Annotated in this window: 16 protein-coding genes; 11 read left to right on the top strand and 5 right to left on the bottom strand. The window is 62.1% G+C overall.

Going from position 1 to position 21,606, the window contains the following annotated elements; translation table 11 throughout:
* Positions 1 to 15: 15 nt before the first annotated feature.
* The 4 genes from QQL64_RS16115 to trxA form a co-directional block, all read right to left on the bottom strand.
* A complete protein-coding gene (locus QQL64_RS16115; RefSeq protein WP_284401481.1) occupies positions 16 to 1,506 on the bottom strand; it encodes a sensor histidine kinase in 1,491 nt (496 codons plus the stop codon).
* Between the two features lie 8 nt (positions 1,507 to 1,514).
* The gene (locus tag QQL64_RS16110; RefSeq protein ID WP_284401479.1) at positions 1,515 to 2,180 is read right to left on the bottom strand and encodes a response regulator; all 666 of its coding nucleotides are present in this window, start codon (positions 2,178 to 2,180) and stop codon (positions 1,515 to 1,517) included.
* Positions 2,181 to 2,296: 116 nt separating this feature from the next.
* Positions 2,297 to 4,084 carry a transcription termination factor Rho gene (gene rho, locus QQL64_RS16105; protein WP_284401477.1) on the bottom strand — a complete coding sequence of 596 codons (1,788 nt, stop codon included), beginning with the start codon at positions 4,082 to 4,084 and terminating at the stop codon, positions 2,297 to 2,299.
* Between the two features lie 157 nt (positions 4,085 to 4,241).
* Positions 4,242 to 4,568: a thioredoxin TrxA gene (gene trxA, locus QQL64_RS16100; protein WP_284401475.1), complete on the bottom strand. Its 327-nt coding sequence runs from the start codon at positions 4,566 to 4,568 to the stop codon at positions 4,242 to 4,244.
* A gap of 369 nt (positions 4,569 to 4,937) precedes the next feature.
* On the opposite strand from trxA, the gene QQL64_RS16095 reads away from it, so the two are divergent.
* The 11 genes from QQL64_RS16095 (at position 4,938) to QQL64_RS16045 (ending at position 19,328) form a co-directional block, all read left to right on the top strand.
* A complete protein-coding gene (locus QQL64_RS16095) occupies positions 4,938 to 6,608 on the top strand; it encodes a DEAD/DEAH box helicase (RefSeq protein ID WP_284401474.1) in 1,671 nt (556 codons plus the stop codon).
* 103 nt (positions 6,609 to 6,711) lie between these two features.
* Positions 6,712 to 7,401 carry a cell division ATP-binding protein FtsE gene (gene ftsE, locus QQL64_RS16090; protein ID WP_284401473.1) on the top strand — a complete coding sequence of 230 codons (690 nt, stop codon included), beginning with the start codon at positions 6,712 to 6,714 and terminating at the stop codon, positions 7,399 to 7,401.
* Positions 7,398 to 8,363, top strand: coding sequence for a permease-like cell division protein FtsX (gene ftsX, locus QQL64_RS16085; protein ID WP_284401472.1), 966 nt, complete (start codon positions 7,398 to 7,400; stop codon positions 8,361 to 8,363). The genes ftsE and ftsX overlap by 4 nt, the downstream gene beginning before the upstream one ends.
* 146 nt (positions 8,364 to 8,509) lie before the next feature.
* Positions 8,510 to 9,352, top strand: coding sequence for a response regulator (locus QQL64_RS16080; protein ID WP_284401470.1), 843 nt, complete (start codon positions 8,510 to 8,512; stop codon positions 9,350 to 9,352).
* Positions 9,349 to 10,059, top strand: coding sequence for a uracil-DNA glycosylase (gene ung / locus QQL64_RS16075; RefSeq protein WP_284401469.1), 711 nt, complete (start codon positions 9,349 to 9,351; stop codon positions 10,057 to 10,059). Before QQL64_RS16080 ends, ung begins: the two co-directional genes overlap by 4 nt.
* A 193-nt stretch (positions 10,060 to 10,252) precedes the next feature.
* On the top strand, positions 10,253 to 11,110 hold the full coding sequence (gene rpoH, locus QQL64_RS16070) for an RNA polymerase sigma factor RpoH (protein ID WP_284401468.1): 858 nt from the start codon (positions 10,253 to 10,255) through the stop codon (positions 11,108 to 11,110).
* Positions 11,111 to 11,199: 89 nt separating this feature from the next.
* Positions 11,200 to 11,874, top strand: coding sequence for a response regulator transcription factor (locus QQL64_RS16065; RefSeq protein ID WP_284402228.1), 675 nt, complete (start codon positions 11,200 to 11,202; stop codon positions 11,872 to 11,874).
* Complete coding sequence (locus QQL64_RS16060; protein ID WP_284401466.1) at positions 11,867 to 13,261, top strand: sensor histidine kinase; 1,395 nt, start codon at positions 11,867 to 11,869, stop codon at positions 13,259 to 13,261. The genes QQL64_RS16065 and QQL64_RS16060 overlap by 8 nt, the downstream gene beginning before the upstream one ends.
* A gap of 130 nt (positions 13,262 to 13,391) precedes the next feature.
* A complete protein-coding gene (locus tag QQL64_RS16055; RefSeq protein WP_284401464.1) occupies positions 13,392 to 14,609 on the top strand; it encodes an efflux RND transporter periplasmic adaptor subunit in 1,218 nt (405 codons plus the stop codon).
* Positions 14,596 to 16,077, top strand: coding sequence for an efflux transporter outer membrane subunit (locus tag QQL64_RS16050; protein ID WP_284402224.1), 1,482 nt, complete (start codon positions 14,596 to 14,598; stop codon positions 16,075 to 16,077). The genes QQL64_RS16055 and QQL64_RS16050 overlap by 14 nt, the downstream gene beginning before the upstream one ends.
* A gap of 5 nt (positions 16,078 to 16,082) precedes the next feature.
* Entirely contained in the window at positions 16,083 to 19,328 is a 3,246-nt protein-coding gene (locus tag QQL64_RS16045; RefSeq protein WP_284401462.1) for an efflux RND transporter permease subunit, read from the top strand.
* Positions 19,329 to 19,333: 5 nt separating this feature from the next.
* Here the strand turns inward: QQL64_RS16045 and QQL64_RS16040 are convergent, their stop codons facing one another.
* A complete protein-coding gene (locus QQL64_RS16040; RefSeq protein ID WP_284401460.1) occupies positions 19,334 to 21,508 on the bottom strand; it encodes a primosomal protein N' in 2,175 nt (724 codons plus the stop codon).
* Positions 21,509 to 21,606: the final 98 nt, after the last annotated feature.

The raw sequence follows: 21,606 nt of genomic DNA, 5'->3' as shown, positions 1-21,606 counted from the left end.
TGTGAAAGTAATTACTTACGCATGTGCAGGGAATTCAATGCGCATCCGCGCGCCGCTGCCCTGAAGCGCATCCAGAATTTCGAAACGCGCGCGATGACTGCGTGCAATTTCCTCGACGATCGCCAGGCCCAGGCCGCTGCTCTGCAAATCGCTTCCGGCGGCACGATAGAAGCGTTCGCGCACGCGTTCGCGTTCGGCGATCGGAACGCCGGGGCCGCTGTCCTCCACTTCCAGATACGGCGAGCCACGGTGGAGGCCGCAGCGGAGCGTGATATTGCCGCCATCGGGCGTATGGCGTAGCGCGTTATCGAGCAGGTTGATCAGCAACTCGTGCAGCAACCAGTAGACGCCATGGACCTGCGCCGGTTCGCATTCGGCGCCGAGGTCGATGTCGTGGGCCAGCGCCCTATCCAGCATCGAATCGACTACGGTGCCGATCAGGGTGTCGAGCTGGATCGCAACAAAATCGCCGGGACCGTGCGCGGACGGCTCCGCTCGCGCAAGGGCGAGCAACTGGTTGGCGGTGTGGGCCAAGCGATCCACGCTGCCTTGCAGGCGCGAGATGCGCTCTTGCTGTGCGTGGTCCTGGGTTTCGTTCGCCAGCACTTCCAGTTGTGCCTTTAACCCCGTGAGTGGTGTGCGCAACTGGTGGGCGGCATTGGTCAGAAAGTGTTGTTGGGCAAGCGTGGAATCGCGAACCGTCACCAGCAATGTATTGAGCGACTCCACCAGGGGGCGCACTTCGCCCGGCACGGGTTCCAGCGGCAGCGGGTGCAGCGATTGCGGCGGGTGGCGCATGATCTGATCACGCAGTCGGTTGATCGGACGTAACGCCACCGTGATGCCGAACAGACACAAGCCCAGTACCAGCAGCAGCTGGATCCCGTCGCTTATTCCGATGACGGTGTCCAGTCGGCGCACGACCATGTCGCGTCGATGCACGGTCTCGCCTACCGTGACCACCAGCGGTTGGCCGCTGACCGTCGTGTGATAACTGACGACGCGTAAGGGCAGCTGTTTGTAGGTTGTGTTGTTGTAGGTCAGGTTGTCTATTTCATTGCTTTCCGCGATGGGCAACCCAGCATCGCCCGCCACGGTTCGGCCGTCTGGAACGCTGACCCGGTACACAAAGCTATCCCGCGCGCCGGGATAAAGTCGCATCCACGACATCGGTCGGTTGCCGGCATCGAAGCGTATAGGTGGTTTGCCGTGCTCGTTGCCAGAAGGTGGCTGCAAGGGTGGAGTGCCGGAAGCATGCAGCGGAATAGGGCCTGGATCCGGTCTTTCGAGGTAGAGCTCTCCGTCCGGCGCTCGTTGTACATGCGCCGCGATAGCGACTGCCGCGCGCGATAGCGCACGATCGAAGGTGTCGTACATCGGGGTGACAAAGGTGCGATGGTCGGCCCAGATACTGGCGATCATCAGCAGCAGGAGCGGCAGCAGCAAATAGCCGAGCAGGCGGCCGCGGACGCTGGGGGCGCGCCGGGGATTAGCGCCCGAGAACATGGCGTGACCTACGCATCGTCGAGACGATAGCCGAGCCCGCGGATGCCGCGCACCGTAGCTGCATCGCCCAGCTTCGCGCGCAAACGCGAAACGTGTACTTCGATGGCATTGCCGGAGATTTCTTCATCCCAGCTCACAATAGCCTGGATCAGTCGCTCCTTGCTCACCACGCGACCGCTGTGATGGGCCAGGCATTCGAGAATCGACCATTCGCGACGGGTGAGTTCGAGCACGCGGCCAGTATCGTCCAGCGCGCGGCGTCCGGCGAGATCGATGCGTAGGCGTCCCACCACCATTTCATTCGCCGTAGCGGCGGTGGCGCGGCGAATCAACGCACGGCAGCGGGCGGCCAATTCGGGCAGAGCGAAGGGTTTGACCAGGTAATCGTCGGCACCGAGATCCAGCGCGTTGACGCGGTCGTCCAGGCCGTCGCGGGCGGTCACAATCAGTAGCGGCAAGGCGTTGCCGTCGCGGCGCAGGCGGCGCACCAGGGCGAACCCGTCTTCGCCGGGCAGGCCGAGGTCCACGATCGCAAGATCGTAGTGGGTGGAGTCCAGGCGACTTTGCACCGATTCGGCGTCGACCACGGCATCGACCACATAACCAGCAGTGGCCAACCCGCGCACGATGGCGTCGGAAACCAGGAGATCGTCTTCAACTAGCAGGATGCGCATACGACCAGGGAACGGGGGGGTCGCAAGATCCTAGCAGCTGACACACCGGGGACACAGAGTGGCGCAAAAGGAATCGGCCGCCCTGGGCGGCCGATTCCTCTTTCACAGCGTAACGATTAGCGCTTCATCGAATTGAAGAATTCATCGTTGGACTTGGTGTTCTTCATCTTGTCGAGCATGAATTCCATGGCCGCCAGCTCGTCCATCGGATGCAGCAGCTTGCGCAGGATCCAGATCTTGGCGAGCAGGTCCGGATCGATCAGCAGATCCTCGCGGCGCGTGCCGGATCGGTTGATGTCGATGGCCGGGTAGACGCGCTTCTCGGAAATGCGGCGAGACAGGTGCACTTCCATATTGCCGGTGCCCTTGAACTCTTCGTAGATCACCTCGTCCATCTTGCTGCCGGTGTCGGTCAGCGCGGTGGCGATGATGGTCAGCGAGCCGCCTTCTTCGACGTTACGCGCGGCGCCGAAGAAGCGCTTCGGACGCTGCAGCGCGTTCGCGTCGACACCGCCGGTGAGCACCTTGCCGGAGCTGGGTACCACGGTGTTGTAAGCGCGGGCGAGGCGAGTAATCGAGTCGAGCAGGATGACCACATCCTTCTTGTGCTCAACCAGGCGTTTGGCGCGTTCGATCACCATTTCGGCAACCTGCACGTGGCGCACGGCCGGCTCATCGAAGGTCGAGGAGATCACCTCGGCGCGAACGGTGCGGGCGATTTCCGTCACTTCTTCCGGGCGCTCGTCGATCAACAGCATGATCAGGTGCGCGTCGGGATGGTTGTACGTGATGGCCTGCGCGATGTTCTGCAGCATCATCGTTTTGCCGGATTTCGGCTGAGAGACGATCAGGCCGCGCTGGCCGCGACCGATCGGCGCTACCAAGTCGAGGATGCGGCCGGTGATGTCCTCGCTCGAACCGTTGCCGCGCTCGAGCTTGAACGCTTTACGCGGGAACAGCGGCGTGAGGTTTTCGAACAGCAGCTTGTTCTTCGACGCCTCCGGCGGATCGCCGTTGATGTCGTCGACCTTGAGCATGGCGAAGTAGCGCTCGCCTTCCTTCGGATGACGCACGCGTCCGGTGATGTAATCGCCGGTGCGCAGGTTGAAGCGGCGGATCTGGCTGGGCGACACGTAGATGTCGTCCGGGCCGGCGAGGTAAGACTCGTCAGCCGAGCGCAGGAAGCCGAAGCCGTCCTGCAAGATCTCAAGCACACCCTCGGCCCAGATGCCGCCGCCGGAGCGGGCGTGCGCCTTGAGGACATTGAAGATCACATCCTGGCGGCGCTGGCGGGCGACGCCTTCCTGGATGCCGAGCGATTCGGCGAACTCCAGCAACTGGATCGCGTTCTTGCGCTTGAGTTCGGTGAGGTTGATCAGGCGGTCGTTGCTGCCGATATCGGCATTGTCGTCGTCCACCGGCAGGCCATGCGGATTGCGCGGCTGACCGCCGCCACCGGGACCGCCCTGCGGGCGCGGACCGCGCTCGTGGCGGCGACGGCGGTTGCGATCATTGCGGTCGTTGCGTCGATCGTTGCCACCTTGGCCTTGACCCTGGCCTTGCTGCTGCGGCGCGTTCGGCTGGCCATTGCCATTGCCCTGGCCGCCTTCGCGACTCTCCTGACCTTCGTTGCCGTTGCTCTGGCTGTTGCCGTAGCGGGGCGCTTCGTCGGTCGGGGCGGGAGGCATCGGCAGGTTTGGCAAGACGCGGGTGTCGGCCGCGGGTGCCGGTCGCTCCACGACAGGCGCAGGCGGCTCGCTCGCGGGTTTCTCGCTGCGCACGCGATTGGCCTCGTTCTCGATCGCAGCAGCGGATCGACGCGGCGAACGAGTACGGGTTTCAGTCACGGGTTTGGTTTCGGCGCTGATGGCGTCGGACGAATCTTTGCTTTCTATATCGGACACGGGCAAACCTCACGGGGCGCCGTTAATTACAGAAGGGAAGACGAGCGTTGCGCGGAACGCGCGAGGAGGCAGGACAGCCCCAACTAGGTATGGAATCTAACACCCGCCGCGCAGCGCCGTAAAGGGTGCGCGCAACGGCGGGTTTATGCGGTAGCGCTCAGATCGCCTTGTCGATCATCTGGACCAGCTGCCCCTTGCTGACCGCACCGATCTGGGTGGCTTCGACCTTGCCGTTCTTGAACACCATCAGGGTCGGGATACCGCGAACGCCGTAGGTGCGAGGGGTCTTTTGGTTGTGGTCGATGTTCAGTTTGACCACGCGCAGCTTGCCCTCGTACTGCTTGGCCAAGTCCTCCAGCGTGGGGGCAATGGCTTTACAGGGGCCGCACCATTCGGCCCAGAAATCCAGCAGGACAGGGGTATCGGACTTCAGCACTTCCTGGTCGAAGGCGTCGTCGCTCACATGGCTGATAAGTTCGCTCACCGTGGGTCTCCGAGGTAGGCGGTAGAGAGGGGTTTAAGACCGCGTGCCGATCATCAGCTACACTATGGGGTGCCCATGAGGCTCGGGTCGATCCGGGAATGGAAGCGATGCCGTTGCGGCAGGGCTCCATTCCAGCCTAAGTCGGGACGCGATTCAAGCGATTCAAGGGCAGCCGCGAAGTTTCCGGCTGGCATAGGTGAGGTGGCTCCGCGAGCCGTTTCACCTATGCCGGCGGGGTTGCGGTGTGTCGTTCCCACCTTTCGGCGCTGCTGCCCAGCGCGTCGCATCCATCCACCTGTCCCAAGGTTGCCAGACTGCCGCGGGACCGGGCCAGTCGCTTCGGCACCGGCCTCCACCAGACTCCCCTTCATGTCCCAAACCGTACTGACTGAAACCTTCTTTACCCAATTCGACTTGCATCCGCTGCTGCAGAAAGGCCTCGACGAGGCCGGCTTTGCGCGCTGCACGCCGATCCAGGATTTGACCCTGCCGGTCGCACTCACCGGACGCGACGTCGCCGGACAGGCGCAAACCGGTACCGGCAAAACCTGCGCCTTCCTGGTCGCGCTGATGAATCGCCTGCTGACCCAGCCGGCCGTGGCCGAGCGCAAGGACTCCGACCCTCGTGCCTTGGTGATCGCGCCGACCCGCGAACTGGCGATCCAGATCGAAAAGGATGCCAAGAGCATCGGCCGCTACACCGGCCTGCGCTCCGCGCTGATCTACGGCGGCGTCGATTACGACAAGCAGCGACAGCAGTTGAAAGATGGCTGCGACATCATCATCGCCACGCCTGGCCGCCTGCTCGACTATTACAAGCAGAACGTGTTCGGCTTCAACGGCGTTGAAGTGATGGTGGTCGACGAAGCCGATCGCATGTTCGATCTGGGCTTCATCAAGGACGTGCGTTTCATCTTCCGTCGTCTGCCAGCGCGCGAGCAGCGTCAGGTGCTGCTGTTCTCCGCCACGCTCTCGCATCGCGTGCTAGAGCTGGCCTATGAGCACATGCACAACGCCGAGAAGCTCGTGGTGGAGACCGACAACGTCACCGCCGACCGCGTACGCCAGCAGGTTTATTTCCCCGCCAAGGAAGAAAAGCTGCCGTTGCTGCTGAATTTGCTCGAACAGGCGTCGGCGTCGCGCAGCATCATTTTCGTCAACACCAAGGCAGCTGCCGAGCGCGTGACCGATCGCGTGAAGCGACAAGGCTATCGCGTCGGCGCATTGTCCGGCGATGTGCCGCAGCTGAAGCGCCAGAAACTGTTGCAACGTTTCCAGGATGGTCAGCTCGACATTCTTGTGTGCACGGATGTGGCGGCGCGCGGCTTGCACATCCCGGCGGTCAGTCACGTATTCAACTACGACCTGCCGCAGGACGCCGAGGACTACGTGCACCGCATCGGCCGTACCGCGCGCTTGGGCGCCGAAGGCGATGCGATCAGTTTTGCCTGCGATTTGTATGCGATGTCCCTGCCGGATATCGAGGAATACATCGGCCAGAAGATTCCGGTGGCGGCGATCGGGCCGGAGCTGCTGGTGATGCCGCAGCCGAAGCAGATCGACGCGCAGTTCGTTGCGGATGCTGCAGCCGACAGCGCAGCGTTTGGCGACAAGGTGACGCCGCGCGACGATGCCAAGAAATCTTCTCCGAAAGGTCCACGCGGTCGTGGCAAACGCGATGGCGAACGTTCGGGTCCGCCGTCGGAACGTCGCCGTGAGGATCGTCCGCGCAAACCACGTGCCGCAGAGGCTGCTGCCGCCAACGGTAGTGCGCATCCCGCACCCGCGCCGACGTCATCGCCGCAGGATGACGTGACGGCAGAAGGTCAGCGTCGCCGTCGTCGCGGCGGTCGGGGTCGCCGTCGTTCCGGCGGTGCACCGGGTACCGAGGCGGCGGCCAATCACGCCGCCGCTACGCCGAATAATGGCAATCGCCCCTCACGGCAGGTCGTCGCCCAGTCGCCAGCGTCGGGCGAGCATGTCGCATCTAAGAAGCCAGGTTTCTTTCGCCGCCTGACGCGCCTGTTCACCGGTCGCTGAACCGGTACTGCGTCGCCACACGAATTTGTGGTGATGCAGTAAGCAAACACGCGCATATCGCCAATGCTTCCCTTATCCTTGCGGCCAGTGGCACGGCTTAAGGATGGGGAACGCGGTGATCCGCTTCGATCAAGTCAGCAAACGCTATGAAGGCGGCCACGAGGCCCTTTCGCAGCTTACGTTCGAAGTCGCCAAGGGCGAAATGGCGTTCGTCACCGGTCATTCGGGCGCCGGCAAGAGCACCTTGCTCAAGTTGCTGGCGCTGATCGAGCGTCCCTCGCACGGGCACATCAGTCTCGACGGGCAAAGCCTGGCAAAGATCGGTCGTAGCGGGATTCCCAAGCTGCGCCGCAGCCTCGGCATGGTGTTCCAGGATCATCGTTTGCTAATGGATCGCACCGTTTTTGCCAATGTCGAATTGCCGTTGGTGATCGGTGGCATCGCGCCACTGGAACGCGGTCGACGTGTACGCGCGGCGCTCGAAAAAGTCGGCCTGCTCGATTACGAACGTCAGTTGCCCGCCTCGCTGTCTACCGGCGAGCAGCAACGCGTCGGCATTGCCCGTGCCATCGTCGCCAAGCCGAACGTGCTGATCGCCGATGAACCTACTGGCAACCTCGATCCGCAGCTCGCCGTCGAAATCATGGGTCTTTTCGCCGAATTCCAGCAGGTCGGCACGACCGTGCTGATCGCCAGTCACGATCTGCCTCTGATCAAGCGCATGAAGAAACGTGTCGTTGTGCTCGACCATGGCCGCCTGGTGGCGGATGTCGCCGCGGAGGAGGTGCTATGAGCACGCCGACCGACGTCCAGCCTCCGACGCGCAGCGAACGTAGCCATCGGCGCCCCGTGTCGAGCTGGCGTGAACACCACAGCTGGAGTGCCGGCGCGAGCTTGCGCCGTCTTGCTTCCAAGCCAGTGGGCAGCTTCCTGACCATCGCGGTGATGGGCCTGGCGCTGGCCTTGCCGCTGGCGTTCTATCTGCTGCTCTCCAACGCGCAGTCGCTGGGTGATGCGTTGGGCCGCAATCAGGTGATCAATGTCTTCCTGAAGCCGGACCAGGTGGCGGCCAACGCGCAGCTGCTGGCCAAACAGGTGCAGCAGCACGATGGCGTCGCGAATGTCACGTTGAAATCGCCGCAGCAGGGCATGGACGAATTGAGCAAGATGCAGGGCTTCTCCGATTCGCTGCATGCGCTGGACGACAACCCGTTGCCTTACGTGCTCGAAGTGCAACCGCAGGACGGACTTTCCGCCGATGCGGTGGGTCATCTCGTGGACGATCTGCGCGGCATGCAGGGCGTGGACATGGTGCAAGACAGCGGCACGTGGCGGCAGCGCCTCGACGCCTTGCTTGGCGTCGGCAATCGCGCCGTGCTAATTCTGGCGGCGTTGTTCGCGCTGGCGGTATTGCTGGTAGTCGGCAATACGGTGCGCGTGGACATCACCAGCCGCGCCGATGAAATCGGCGTCTTGAAGCTGGTCGGCGCCAGCCGTGCCTTCGTGCGCCGCCCGTATCTTTATGCGGGGATCTGGTACGGGCTGTCCGGCGGCATCCTGGCGGTGGCATTGGCGCTGCTGATCGAGTTCGCGCTGGTCGATCCGGTGGCGCGTCTCAGTCAGGTTTACGAAGGCAAGCTCCACGTCGGCGGCCTGCCGCCGTGGCTGTTGCTGGCGGTGCCGATTGCCGCCGCCTTCCTGGGGTGGCTCGGGGCGCGTTTGGTCAGCGCATGGCAGTTGCGCCGCGCTGCCTGAACGATCGAACTTGGCGGGTGGTGAAGTCGTTCGCAACCATTCCCGGCTACTCTGGGGCAAGATGGGTGGGCCAAACGGGCGCAGGGGGGCGCCCGCCGACGCGTGAGCACGGAAGCCAAGCTTGACCGGGATGGTGGGATTTTTTGATGAGTGCAAGTATCAGCAGCCGCGACCTCAGCACCGCACCGCGCGTGCTGGTGGTGGATGGTTCCAAGGTCGTCCGCCAACTGATCACGCGAGTGCTGCAGGCTGAATTGCCGCAGGCCGAAGTGGTGGGCTGCGGCACGGGCGCCGAAGCGCATCAGCTGCTCGATCGCGGTGTGTTCGATTTCATTACGGTGGCCCTGCGCTTGCCCGATATGGATGGCCTGGAGCTGGCGCGCTATGTGCGCGAATCCGCGCCGCAGATCTATGTGCCGATTGTGGTGGTGTCCGGCGATGTCGACGATCGCTTGCACCGCCGTGCACTGGGTGAGCACGTCACCGATTACTTCGACAAGTCGCTCGGTTTCCAGGCGTTGGCAGAATTCATTCGCGGCTATGTACGTCCGGAGAGCGTCGCCGAAGGCGTGGTGCTGTATGTGGAAGATAGTCGCGTGGTCGCGCTAGCCACGCGCCGTATGCTGGAAAAGATTGGCCTTACCGTGCGCCACGTCGTCAGCGTGGAAGATGCGCTGGCGTTGCTGGAGACCGAGCGCGCGCAGGGTGCCGTGGGCGCCGACCTCGTCCTGACCGACGTTAGTTTGAAAGGCGAACTTACCGGCGGCGATCTACTCAAATTCATCCGCAGCGATTTCGGTTACGGCAAGGGCAAGTTGCCGGTACTGGTGATGACGGGCGATGAGAATCCCGACAACCAGGCCGCGTTGATTCGCGCCGGCGCCAACGATCTGGTCGAGAAGCCGGTGGAAGAGCGTCTGCTGATCACCAAATTACTGTTCCAATTACGCGTTGCTCAGCATTTGCGCACACGCGAAAGCATCACATGAGCGAAGAAGAACGCGTCAAGCTCGAACCATCGTGGAAGAGCCGCATCGGCGATTATTTACAGCGCCCTGACATGCGCACGCTGTCTGAGTTTTTGCGCGCGGAGAAACACGCGGGCAAGGTGATCTATCCGCCGGGACCTGACATCTTCAACGCGTTCGCGCACACGCCATTCGCGTCGGTGCGTGTGGTGATCCTGGGGCAGGATCCGTATCACGGTCCGGGTCAGGCGCATGGATTGTGCTTTTCGGTGCGTCCGGGCGTGCCGTCGCCGCCTTCGTTGGTCAACATCTTCAAGGAAATACAGCGCGACCTCGGCATTCCACCCCCCGATCATGGCTGCCTTACGCCATGGGCCGATCGCGGGGTGCTGTTGCTCAACGCCGTGCTTACGGTGGAACGTGGATTGGCCGCTTCGCATCAAGGCAAGGGCTGGGAAGGTTTCACGGATGCCGCTATCGACGCGCTCAACCGCGAACGTGAAGGTCTGGTGTTCATGCTCTGGGGCTCCTACGCGCAGCGCAAAGGCCAGCTGATCGATATCCGTCGCCATACCGTGCTGAAGGCCGTCCATCCCTCGCCCCTGTCGGCACATCGCGGGTTTATTGGCTGTGGCCACTTCTCAGCGGCAAATCGTTATCTGGAGGCGCATGGACAGGCACCTATCGACTGGTCCCTGCCGTCTCGGGCCCAGCTCGCTGGGGTCTGATTCCCTGGGCCGGTCTGCCTTTACGTCCCGGAAGTCATGCTTGAAACCCCGCCTGGCGGCGTCCACTGGGAATGGACAAGGCCGGATCATTCGTGTACTATTCGGTACATAAAAGGCGCCGGAACTTGCTGACGCCTTTAGCACTCCAAGTATCAGAGTGCTAAGCTGATCCCCAAATTTTGGAGGTTCCAACATGTCTCAAGCCTTGGCGACGGCCTATCTGCCGGTTCCTAGCCTCGTCGGCAGTCTGGATGCCTATATCTCGGCGGTTCACCGCATCCCGGTGCTCAGCCAGGAAGAAGAGCAGGACCTGTCGCGCCGCTACCAGTCGGAGGAGGACCTTGCCTCCGCCCGCAAGCTGGTGATGTCGCACCTGCGTTTCGTCGTTCACGTGGCCCGTGGCTACAACGGCTACGGCCTGCAGCTGGCCGATCTCATTCAGGAAGGCAACATCGGCCTGATGAAGGCGGTCAAGCGTTTCGATCCCGACCAGGGCGTGCGCCTGGTCAGCTTCGCCGTGCACTGGATCCGTGCAGAAATGCACGAGTTCATCCTGCGCAACTGGCGCATCGTGAAAGTGGCTACCACCAAGGCGCAGCGCAAGCTGTTCTTCAACCTGCGCAAGAGCAAGAAGCGCCTGGGTTGGATGAATGCCGAGGAAGTGCGCATGGTCGCCAAGGACCTGGGCGTGCCGGAAGCCACCGTGCGTGAAATGGAGTCACGCCTGTCCGGTCGCGATATCGGCTTCGAAGCCCCGGCCGACGCGGACGAAGATGCCAAGCCGGCACCGGAAGCGTTCCTGATCGACGAAGGCGCCGATCCGTACCAGAACGTCGCCGATGCCGACCAGTCCGACAACCAACTGGAAACGCTGTCGGCCGCGCTGCAGAAGCTGGACGAGCGCTCCCGCGACATCATCCAGCGCCGCTGGCTCAACGAAGAAAAGGCCACGCTGCAGGATCTCGCCGACGAATATGGCGTCTCCGCCGAGCGCATCCGCCAGGTGGAAGCCAACGCCATGAAGAAGATGCGCGGTTTGTTCGCAGCCTGAAGTCGCGCTGACATGCACTTCACGACGGCCTCCCTCGCGGAGGCCGTTTTGTGTTTAAGTCCCGCGTGGACACCACGCCTGGACGGCGCATGCCTCACATCCTGGTCATCGAAGACGACGAGATCACCGCGCGCGAAATCGCGCTGGAACTGGCTGCGCACGGCATCAGCGCGGATCGGGTGAGCGATGGCCTGCAAGGTTTGCAGCGTGCGCTGGAGCCGCACTACGACGCCATCACGCTGGATCTGATGCTGCCCGGGATGGACGGCCTCAAACTGGTCAAGCAGCTGCGCGAAAGCGGCGTCACCACACCTGTGCTGATGATCAGCGCATTGGGCGACGTCGACGAACGCGTACGCGGCCTGCGCGCCGGTGGCGATGATTACCTCACCAAACCGTTCGCGCCGGACGAAATGGCGGCGCGCATCGAAGTGCTGCTGCGGCGGCATCGGCAGGAACAGCCCGCACAGACGCGCCTGCGCGTCGCCGACCTGGAACTGGATCTGATCGCTCGCACTGCCCGCCGCGGCATGCGCGAATTGACGCTGCTGCCCACCGAATACCGACTACTGGAATTTCTGATGCGCTATCCCGGTCAGGTGCTGACGCGCGCGATGATTTTCGAGAGCGTGTGGGGTCTGCGTTTTGATCCCGGCACCAACCTGATCGATGTGCACATCGCCCGTCTGCGCCGCAAAGTCGATATCGACGGCGAGCCGTCGTTGATCCGCACCATGCGCGGATCGGGATATCGCCTTGGCTAATTCCGGCAAAGACTGGTCGATGCACTGGCGTGCCACGACATCGCGGCTGTTGCTCGGTTACGGCCTTTTCTTCGTGATCTGGGGCACGGTGTTGCTGGGGCTGATCTATTGGGAAACCGTGCGCTATCTGCAGGTACGTGCCGACCGCGATCTGGTGCAACAAGTCGATGCGATGCGGAGTGTCGACCGCACGCACTTGCAATCCATGTTGAACGATTACGTTGTATTGAAGGGTGCCAATTACAACGCGTGGGGCCTCTTCGATGCACATGGCGAATGGGTGGCTGGCGATGTGGCGCGGCTTCCGCCAACACTGAAAATCGACGGCGGTCCGCTACGCGTGGATACCGACGAGGTGATCGCGAGGGATGCACTGCCGACAGAGGAAAGTCTCACCATCATCGCGGCGCGCCTCGATAGCGGCGAAGTGCTTGCGTTAGCGCATACCACCGGAGTCACTGCGCATGTCAGCAGCATCATCAAGCACGCTCTATGGTGGGGTTTGTCGTTCACCTTGGTGCCCGGCCTTATCGGTGGCTTGATCCTCAATCGCGCGCCGCGGCGTCGGATCCGGCAGATCGAAGCGGCTACTCAGCTAATCACGCACGGCGATCTGCATCAGCGTCTGCCGGTCAGCCATCGCGGTGATGAGCTCGACCGCCTTGCCGCGATCGTCAACGGCATGCTCGATCAGATCGAGCGGCTGATGGGCGAGGTAAAAGGCGTCTGCGACAACATTGCGCACGATCTGCGTACGCCGCTCACCCGGTTGCGCTCACAGCTGTACCGCATGCAGCAACAGATGGGTGAGGAAGATCCGCATGCGGGACTGATCGAACGCTGCGTCGGTGACATCGATGAAGTGCTTAGTCGTTTTCGCGCCTTGCTGCGCATCTCGGAGTTGGAAGATCGTCGTCGCCGCGAAGGTTTCGTAGCGGTTGATCTTGGTGAGACATTGCAGCATGTGCATGAATTGTATGCACCGTTGGCCGAAGACCAGCAGCAGAGCTTCGAGTTGCATATAGAACCTGGATTGCTGGTACAGGCGGATCCTGACCTACTGTTCGAGGCGCTGGGCAATCTCGTCGCCAATGCCATCAAGTTCACGCCGGCAGATGGAAAGGTAGTGCTTAGCGCCACGCGTGTCGGGACAGATCTGGCGCGTATCGAAGTGTCGGACAGCGGTCCCGGCATTCCGGTCGAACAGCGCCAAGCCATTTGGCAACGGTTCTACCGAGGCGAGGCCGGTCGCGATATGCCCGGGCATGGCTTGGGCCTCAGCATCGTTGCCGCCATCGCCAAGCTGCACGACTTCGAGCTCTATATCCATGGCGACCAAAAAGGTAGCCGTATTGGTATGGATTGCCGATTGCAATCTGCGGTCTAGACGCGCAAAAAAGCCGCTTGAGCGCCCAAGGCGGCGTTTCATGAAACATTCTTCATGCCGGCGAAAGGTGCTGCGGACGGCCCTTCCCGATAATGCGAGCTTCGTTGGCCTGCGCCACTGGAAGCTACTCATGTCGCACAATCACGCACCCGTGCAGGTGGCGCAAAAGCCGCCTCGTCTCAAAGCCGTCGGTATCGGCGCTGCTCTTCTGGCTGTGTTGGTTGTCATCCTCGGGCTGAGTCTTCGCTATCGCGAACACCACGAACTAGTGCAGTGGACCGATGCGCAGTTGATTCCAAGCGTGCGCCTCGCGCCGTCGTCCGATCCTGCCAAGGAACACGTGATCACCTTGCCGGGTCATCTGGAAGCTTGGAACAGCGCACCGATTCATGCGCGCGTCGGCGGTTATCTGAAGGCCTGGTACAAAGACATCGGCGCCAAAGTGAAAGCGGGCGACGTGCTCGCAACGATCGATACGCCGGAATTGGACCAGCAGCTGGAGCAGGCCAAGGCCGTGCTGGTAAAAGCACAGGCCGACGCCAATCTCGCCAACATTACTTCTCATCGCTGGCAGCATCTGCTGTCGTCCGACTCGGTGTCCAAGCAGGAAGCGGATGAAAAGAGCGGTGAAGCAGAGGCGGCGCAGGCCACCGTGTTGGCGGCCAAGGCCGATGTGGATCGGCTCGATGCGTTGGAAACATTCAAGCAGATCGTCGCGCCGTTCGCCGGCACGGTCACGGCTCGCAGCACGGACGTGGGTGACCTGATCACCGCCAACAATGAAAGCGGCCCGGAGCTTTTCACCGTGGCCGACACGAGCCGTATGCGTCTCTACGTGCCGGTGCCGGAGGTGAATGCTGACGGTATCAAACCGGGCATGACGGTGACGCTCAATGTGCCGGAACTTCCTGGGCGAACCTTCCATGCCACTCTGATCGGCAGCTCCGATGCCATCAACCAAAGCTCAGGCAGCTTGCTGGCGCAATTCATCGCGGACAACAGCGATGGTGCGCTCAAGCCTGGCGACTATGCGGATGTACAACTCAATCTCGCGGTCGATCCGCACATGGTCAGCGTGCCGGCCAGCGCTTTGATCTTCCGCGCGCGCGGGCCGCAAGTCGCGGTGCTTGGCGCCGATGGCCGGGCACATTTGCATAACGTGCATATCGCCGTCGACCTCGGTACGACCTTGCAGATCGATCATGGGTTGGCGCCCACCGATCAGGTCATCGAGAACCCGCCGGATTCACTGATGGAGGGCGACAAGGTCCGGGTAGCGGTTGCGTCACCCGAGAATCTCGCCGCACAGAACGAGGCGCCGGAGCACGATCGTGATGCGACACGCTAATCGCCTGTTGGCGGCTGCGGCCGCGGCCGTCCTGCTGGGCGGTTGCTCGCTGGCGCCGACCTATCGCACGCCGACTCTGCCGCCGATGCCGGCGAGCTACAAAGAGGCCGGCACCGCATGGAAAGCGGCGGAGCCGTCGGACCAGCAGTCGCGTGGTGCGTGGTGGTCCGTGTACGGCGACAGCACGTTGGACCAGCTTGAATCCAAGCTCGATGCCGACAACCCCAGTCTTGCGGCAGCGCTCGCGCGCTACGACACCGCTCGCGCCTTCGAAAGCCAACTCAATGCGGGATTGTTTCCGCATATCGGTGCTATAGCCAGTCCGATCCGCGCACGCCAATCGAATAACCGTCCCCTGCGCGGTAGCAATCAGCCAAATGAATACGACAGCGACACCATTGGCGTCGAAGCGGATGTCGATCTCGATCTGTGGGGACGCATCCGCAACGAAGTGAGCCAGGGCCACGCGTTGGCGCAAGCAGCACAAGCGGATCTCGCCGCTGCAAAGCTGAGCCTCGAGGCACAACTGGCCGACAACTACGTGCGCCTGCGCGGCTACGACATCCAGGCAAGCATTCTCGACGACGCGCTCAAGGCATACACGCGTGCGCTCACGCTGACGGAGAACCGCCACGCTGGCGGTGTCGCCTCCGGGCTCGATGTATCGCGCGCGCAGACGCAGCTGCATGATGCTCAAGCGCAGGTGACCGATATCCAGGCACAGCGTGCGCTGGTCGAGCACGCCATCGCCAGCCTGGTGGGTGTGCCTGCTTCCAGCTTTGCCATGGCGCCGTTGCAGGAACAGCTGCAGGCTCCGATAACGCCGATAGGGCTGCCTTCCACTTTGCTGGAACGTCGTCCCGATATCGCGTCGGCGGAGCGTCGCGTCTACGCAGCCAATGCAGGTATCGGCGTGGCACGTGCGGCTTTCTTCCCTGACCTGAGCTTATCGGGTGCCTACGGTTTCCAGGACACTGGGATGGGCAACCTGCTTTCCGTTGGTAACCGCTTCTGGGCTTTGGGGCCGCTGGCCACATTGAACCTTTTTGATGCCGGACTACGGCGCGCGCAATTGCGCGAGGCCAAGGCCGAGTTTGCGGCCGCATCGGCCGATTACCGGCAGACCGTGCTGAATGCGTTCCGTCAGGTGGAAGACGATCTCGTGCTGCTGCGCGATCTGGGTACCGAAGCGCAGCAGGAAGATCAGGCGGTAGTGGCGGCGCAGAAGACGCTGTCGATCGCAACGAACCGTTATCGCGAAGGCATCGTCAATTATCTGGACGTGGTCGTCGCACAGACCGCGGCGCTGAGTGCCGAGCGGGACGCGCAGACCATCCGCACACGTCGATTGCAGGCCAGCGTGGATCTGATCCGCGCATTGGGCGGCGGCTGGACTCGCGAGCAGGCAGGTATCGACGCCGCAGACACCGCCAAGGTCACGACGCACCACGCAAGCGAAGAGGAATAAGCAACATGTTGGGTCTTGTCCGCATCGCGCTCGCGCGCCCTTACACCTTTGTCGTCCTTGCGCTGTTTATCCTGATCGTGGGGCCATTGGCCGCGCTGCGCACACCGACCGACATCTTCCCGAACATCGGTATACCGGTGATCAGCGTGGTGTGGACATACAACGGCTTGTCGCCCAGTGCGATGTCTGGACGGGTGATCTACTACTACGAGCGTCAGCTCACTTCGACGGTAACGGATATCGAGCACATCGAATCGCAGTCGTTGCCTGGCATCGGCGTGGTGAAGATCTTTTTCCAGCCGGGCGTGGATATTCGCACGGCCACCGCGCAGGTCACCTCGATCTCGCAGACGGTACTCAAACAGATGCCGCCGGGCATCACGCCGCCGCAAATCATCAACTACAACGCCTCCACGGTGCCGATCTTGCAGATGGCCTTGTCGAGCACGCAATTGTCCGAAGAGAAGATCCGCGACCTTGCGCAAAATTTCCTGCGGCCGATGCTGGTGTCGGTACCGGGCATCGCCATTCCTACGCCGTACGGTGGCAAGCAACGACAGATCATGCTCGATCTCGATCCGCAAGCGCTGGCGGCCAAAGGTCTGTCGGCGCAAGACGTCGGTAACGCGCTGGCGGCGCAGAACCAGATCGTACCGGTCGGTACCATGAAGATCGGCCATGACGAATACACAGTCGAGCTCAACGACAGTCCTACCGCGATCGACGAACTCAACAACCTGCCGATCAAGACGGTGGACGGCGCGACCATCACCATTGGGCAGGTCGCGCACGTGCGCGACGGCTCCCCGCCGCAAAACAACGTGGTTCGTGTGGATGGTCGCCGCGCCGTACTGATGCCGGCGCTCAAGGGCGGCAACGCATCGACGTTGGCCGTGGTGGCCGGTATCAAGAAGCTGCTGCCGCTGGCGGAGGAAACGCTGCCACCGTCCTTGAAGATGAAGCTATTGGGCGATCAGTCGATATTCGTGCGCAGCGCCATCGCGTCGGTAGCGCGCGAGGGCATCATCGCGGCGATGCTGACCTCGGTGATGATCCTGGTCTTCCTGGGTAGTTGGCGATCGACAGTGATTATTGCCGTCTCGATTCCGTTGGCGGTGTTGTCGGCGATCGCGCTGCTCGCGGCGTTCGGGCAGACCTTGAACGTGATGACGCTGGGCGGCTTGGCGCTGGCGGTCGGCATTCTGGTGGACGACGCCACGGTAACGATCGAGAACATCAATTGGCACTTGGAGCAGGGCAAGGACGTACACACGGCCATCATGGATGGTGCCAAGCAGATTGTGACGCCGGCTTTCGTGTCGCTGCTGTGCATCTGCATCGTGTTCGTACCGATGTTCATGCTCGACGGCATCGCGGGCTTTCTGTTCCGGCCGATGGCGCTGGCGGTCATTTTCGCCATGGCTTCGTCGTTTGTACTGTCGCGCACGTTGGTGCCGACAATGGCGATGTATCTGCTCAAGCCGCATATGGTCGAAAGCGGCCTGGGCGATCACCCGGAAGATGCGTATATCAATCATCACGAGGGTGATCAGCATCCCGCTATGAAGCGTGGTCGGTTGCGGATGGCGCTGGTGGCATTCCAACAAGGCTTCGAACACCGTTTCACCAAAGTCCGCGACACCTATTACGGCACACTATCGTTAGCGCTGGCGACGAGACGGCCATTTGTGATCGGCTTTCTTGTGACGGTGATCGTATCGTTCGCGCTGGTACCGTTCCTGGGGCGCGACTTTTTCCCGAGCACGGATGCGGGCGCGATAGCGATCCATGTGCGCGCTCCGGTAGGTACTCGTATCGAAGATACGGCGGCCCAGTTCGACCATATCGAGAATGCGATTCGCCGCATCATTCCGCCCGATCAGCTGGATGGCATCATCGACAATATCGGTTTGCCGCTTAGCGGCACCAACATGGTCTACAACAACAGCGGCACGATCGGGCCGCAAGATGGCGACATTCAGGTGCTTCTCAAGGAAGGGCACGGCCCTAGCGATGTCTATGTCAAAGACTTGCGCGCCGCATTGCCGCGCGAATTTCCCGGCACTAGCTTCGCTTTCCTGCCCGCCGACATGAGCAGTCAGATTCTCAATTTCGGTGCGCCGGCACCTCTGGATGTCAAAGTCTCCGGTCGCAACAATGCGGCCAATCAGGCCTACGCCATTGAGCTTTTGCGCCAGATGCGCAAGATCCCCGGCATCGCCGATGTCCGCTTGCAGCAGTCGACCGGCGCACCGCAGTTGAACGTGGATGTCGATCGTGTACGTGCAGATGCGTTAGGCATTACCGAGCATGATGTCACCAACAGCATGGTGGCTTCGCTGGCCGGTAGTCTGCAGGTAGCACCTACGTTCTGGTTGAATCGGGACAATGGTGTGTCGTATGCCGTGGTGGCACAGACCCCGCAATATCGCATGGACACGCTTGCGGCGTTGCAGAGTCTGCCGATTACCTCATCGACCGCCGGTGCCAGACAGATTCTCGGCGCACTGGCATCGATCAACCGCACGGCGAGTCCCGCGGTGATATCGCATTACGATATCGCCCCCTCGTTCGATGTTTACGCTGCCGTACAGGGGCGCGATCTCGGTGCGGTATCGAGCGATATCCAGAAGGTTCTAAGTGCAGCTGCCAAGGATCGGCCGAAAGGTTCGGTAGTGCGATTGCTTGGCCAGGTCACGGCGATGAATACGGCGTTCTCCGGCTTGCTGTTCGGCTTGCTGGGTGCGGTGGTGCTGATCTACATGTTGATCGTGGTGAACTTCCAATCGTGGTTGGATCCATTCGTGATCATCACGGCCTTGCCGGCTGCGCTTGCCGGCATCGTGTGGATGTTGTTCATCACGCACACCACGTTGTCGGTGCCCGCGTTGACCGGCGCGATCATGTGCATGGGCGTGGCGACGGCCAACTCGATCCTGGTGGTGAGCTTTGCGCGCGAACGACTGGCCGAGCACGGCGATGCGATGAAAGCAGCGCTGGAAGCTGGCTTCACCCGTTTCCGCCCGGTGTGCATGACCGCGCTGGCGATGATTATCGGCATGTTGCCGATGGCGTTGGCGCATGAGCAGAACTCGCCGCTCGGCCTTGCGGTCATCGGTGGCCTGCTGTTTGCAACGTGTGCGACGCTGCTATTTGTGCCGGTGGTGTTTAGCATCGTGCACGGCCGCGAACAGCACGCCGGTAACCTCGATGCTGCACCAGGGCTTCCACGTCTTGTGGATCCGGTATAGCGATCTCAATAGAGATCGATCGGATCGACGTCCAGCGACCAGCGCACTTTGCGTGCGCTAGGTAGTTGCGCGAGCTGTGTCGACCACGGACGCGTGGCGGCGTGCAGATGACGGCGTGTCGTGGATTCGATCAGAAGCTGTCCGCGCTGACGGCCAGCACGCAGCGGCATCGGTGCAGGCATCGGACCGGCGATCTGCAAGGTGTCGGTATCCGGAAGCGCGGCGCGCGCTTCGCTCAGGAAAGCATCTACGGTCGCGCGCTGATGCGCTTCGCAGCGCAGCAGCACCTGATGGCCATAAGGCGGTAATCCCGTTTGTCGGCGTTCGGCCAGTAGTTCCTTGGCGGCTGCGGCATAACCTTGCGCAAGCAAACCTCGCAGCAGCGGATGATCGGGATGATGTGTCTGCAACAGTACGCGCCCCGGTTTGCGCGCACGTCCCGCGCGTCCGGCCACTTGCACGACCAATTGTGCGAGTCGTTCGCCGGCACGGAAATCCACGCTGAGCAATCCCTCGTCCACGCCGACGATGGCGACCAAGGTCAGGTTTGGCAAATCGTGGCCCTTCGCCAACATCTGCGTTCCGACCAGGATCGCCGGTGCATCGGTCTGCAAGTTGTCGAGCAACTGTTCGAAGGCATCGCGGCGTCGGGTGGTTTCGCGGTCGATGCGCAGTACCGGAATCTGCGGGAAATGAGCGGTAAGCGCTTCCTCCAGTCGTTCGGTACCTTGACCCTGCGGCTTCAGCTCGGTACTGCCGCAAACCGGGCAAGTAGGCGGCACGGGCGACTGTTGATCGCAGTGGTGACACACCAACCGCCACCAAGCAGCATGCAGCGTCAGCGGATGCTCGCAGCGTGGACATTCGGCGTGCCAGCCGCAGCCGTGACAAAACAGAACAGGCGCATAGCCGCGGCGGTTACGGAACACCAGTACCTGCTCGCCACGCGCCACTGTTTCGCCGACGACATGCAATAGCGCCGGCGAAAGGCCATGCTCCAGCCGCTGGGCGCGCATGTCCACGATCTGCACCTGCGGCGGATGCGCGGCGCTTGGGCGCGAGCGCAAATGCAAAGCGTGATAACGACCCGCCTCGACATTGGCCAGACTTTCCAGCGATGGTGTAGCCGAACCGAGCAGCACGGGCACATTCAAGGCACGTGCACGCACCAGCGCCAGGTCGCGGGCGTGATAGCGAAAGCCTTCCTGCTGTTTGTAGGAGCCATCGTGTTCTTCGTCGACGATGATCAGACCCGCGTGTGGCAGCGGTGTGAATACGGCGGAGCGCGTTCCCAGCACGACCTTTGCTTCACCCGAGCGCATGCGCAGCCACGCACGAGCGCGTTCGCCTTCGGCGAGGTTGGAATGCAGCACTTCGATGGGCACGCCAAGTCGTTCGCGCAGACGACGCACTGTTTGCGGTGCCAGGCCAATCTCCGGTACCAGCAACAGTGACTGTTTGCCCTGGGCCAGGGTTCGTTCGATCAGCGCAAGGTATACCTCGGTTTTGCCGCTGCCAGTGATGCCGTCGAGCAGGAACGGTTGAAAGCGGCCGAATGACTCAGTCACGGCGTCGACCGCCGCTTTCTGCTCAGTGTGCAGCACGGGCGCCGTAAACGACGGGGCGGATGCGGGCGAGGGCGTTTGTTCGCCGCGTTCGATCAGGCCGGCCTCGATCAATCGGCGCGCTGCGGCTCGCCAATCGGTGATCAAGGCGTCCAGTTCGGCCGCCGACAAAGGACGGGTCGATAACGCTTGCAACAGTGCGCGACTGCCGCCGCGCCGACTGCCGGCATCCAGCGCACTGCGACCGGCGGTGGTTAGCTGCCAGATCGGTTCGCCGGTTTCCGGCAAGGGTTTGTCTTCGCGCAATAGCAGCGGCAGGGCGTTTGCATACGCCTCGCCCGGTGCACCGAGCCAGTAGTCGGCGGCCCAGGCCAATGTCTGCATCAGTTCGGCGTCGAGCAACGGCGTCTCATCCAGCACGCGCAGCGCGCGCTTGAGCCGCGTGCTGCCCACATTCGTCGGTACGTCGGTTTCGACCACCACACCCACGGCCTTGCTGCGTCCGAAGGGCACCAGCACCCGGCTACCGGCCTTGGCCTCACCGGTGGTGGGCGGCAGATAGTCGAACAGTGTGGGAAGAGGTACCGGGAGTGCGACGCGAAGAACGGATGACATGGCGATGAGGACAGGCTCTGTGACCCGATACCGGTTCGAGTGTATCGCGAGCGGTTATCGACCCCGACAAAAACCCGCGAAGGATGTTGCGCTGGATG

This window comes from Dyella lipolytica, from assembly GCF_030160075.1.
GTDB lineage: Bacteria > Pseudomonadota > Gammaproteobacteria > Xanthomonadales > Rhodanobacteraceae > Dyella_B > Dyella_B lipolytica.
The sequence above is the reverse complement of the archived record's forward strand: the minus strand, read 5'-3'. Positions and strand labels throughout refer to the sequence as shown.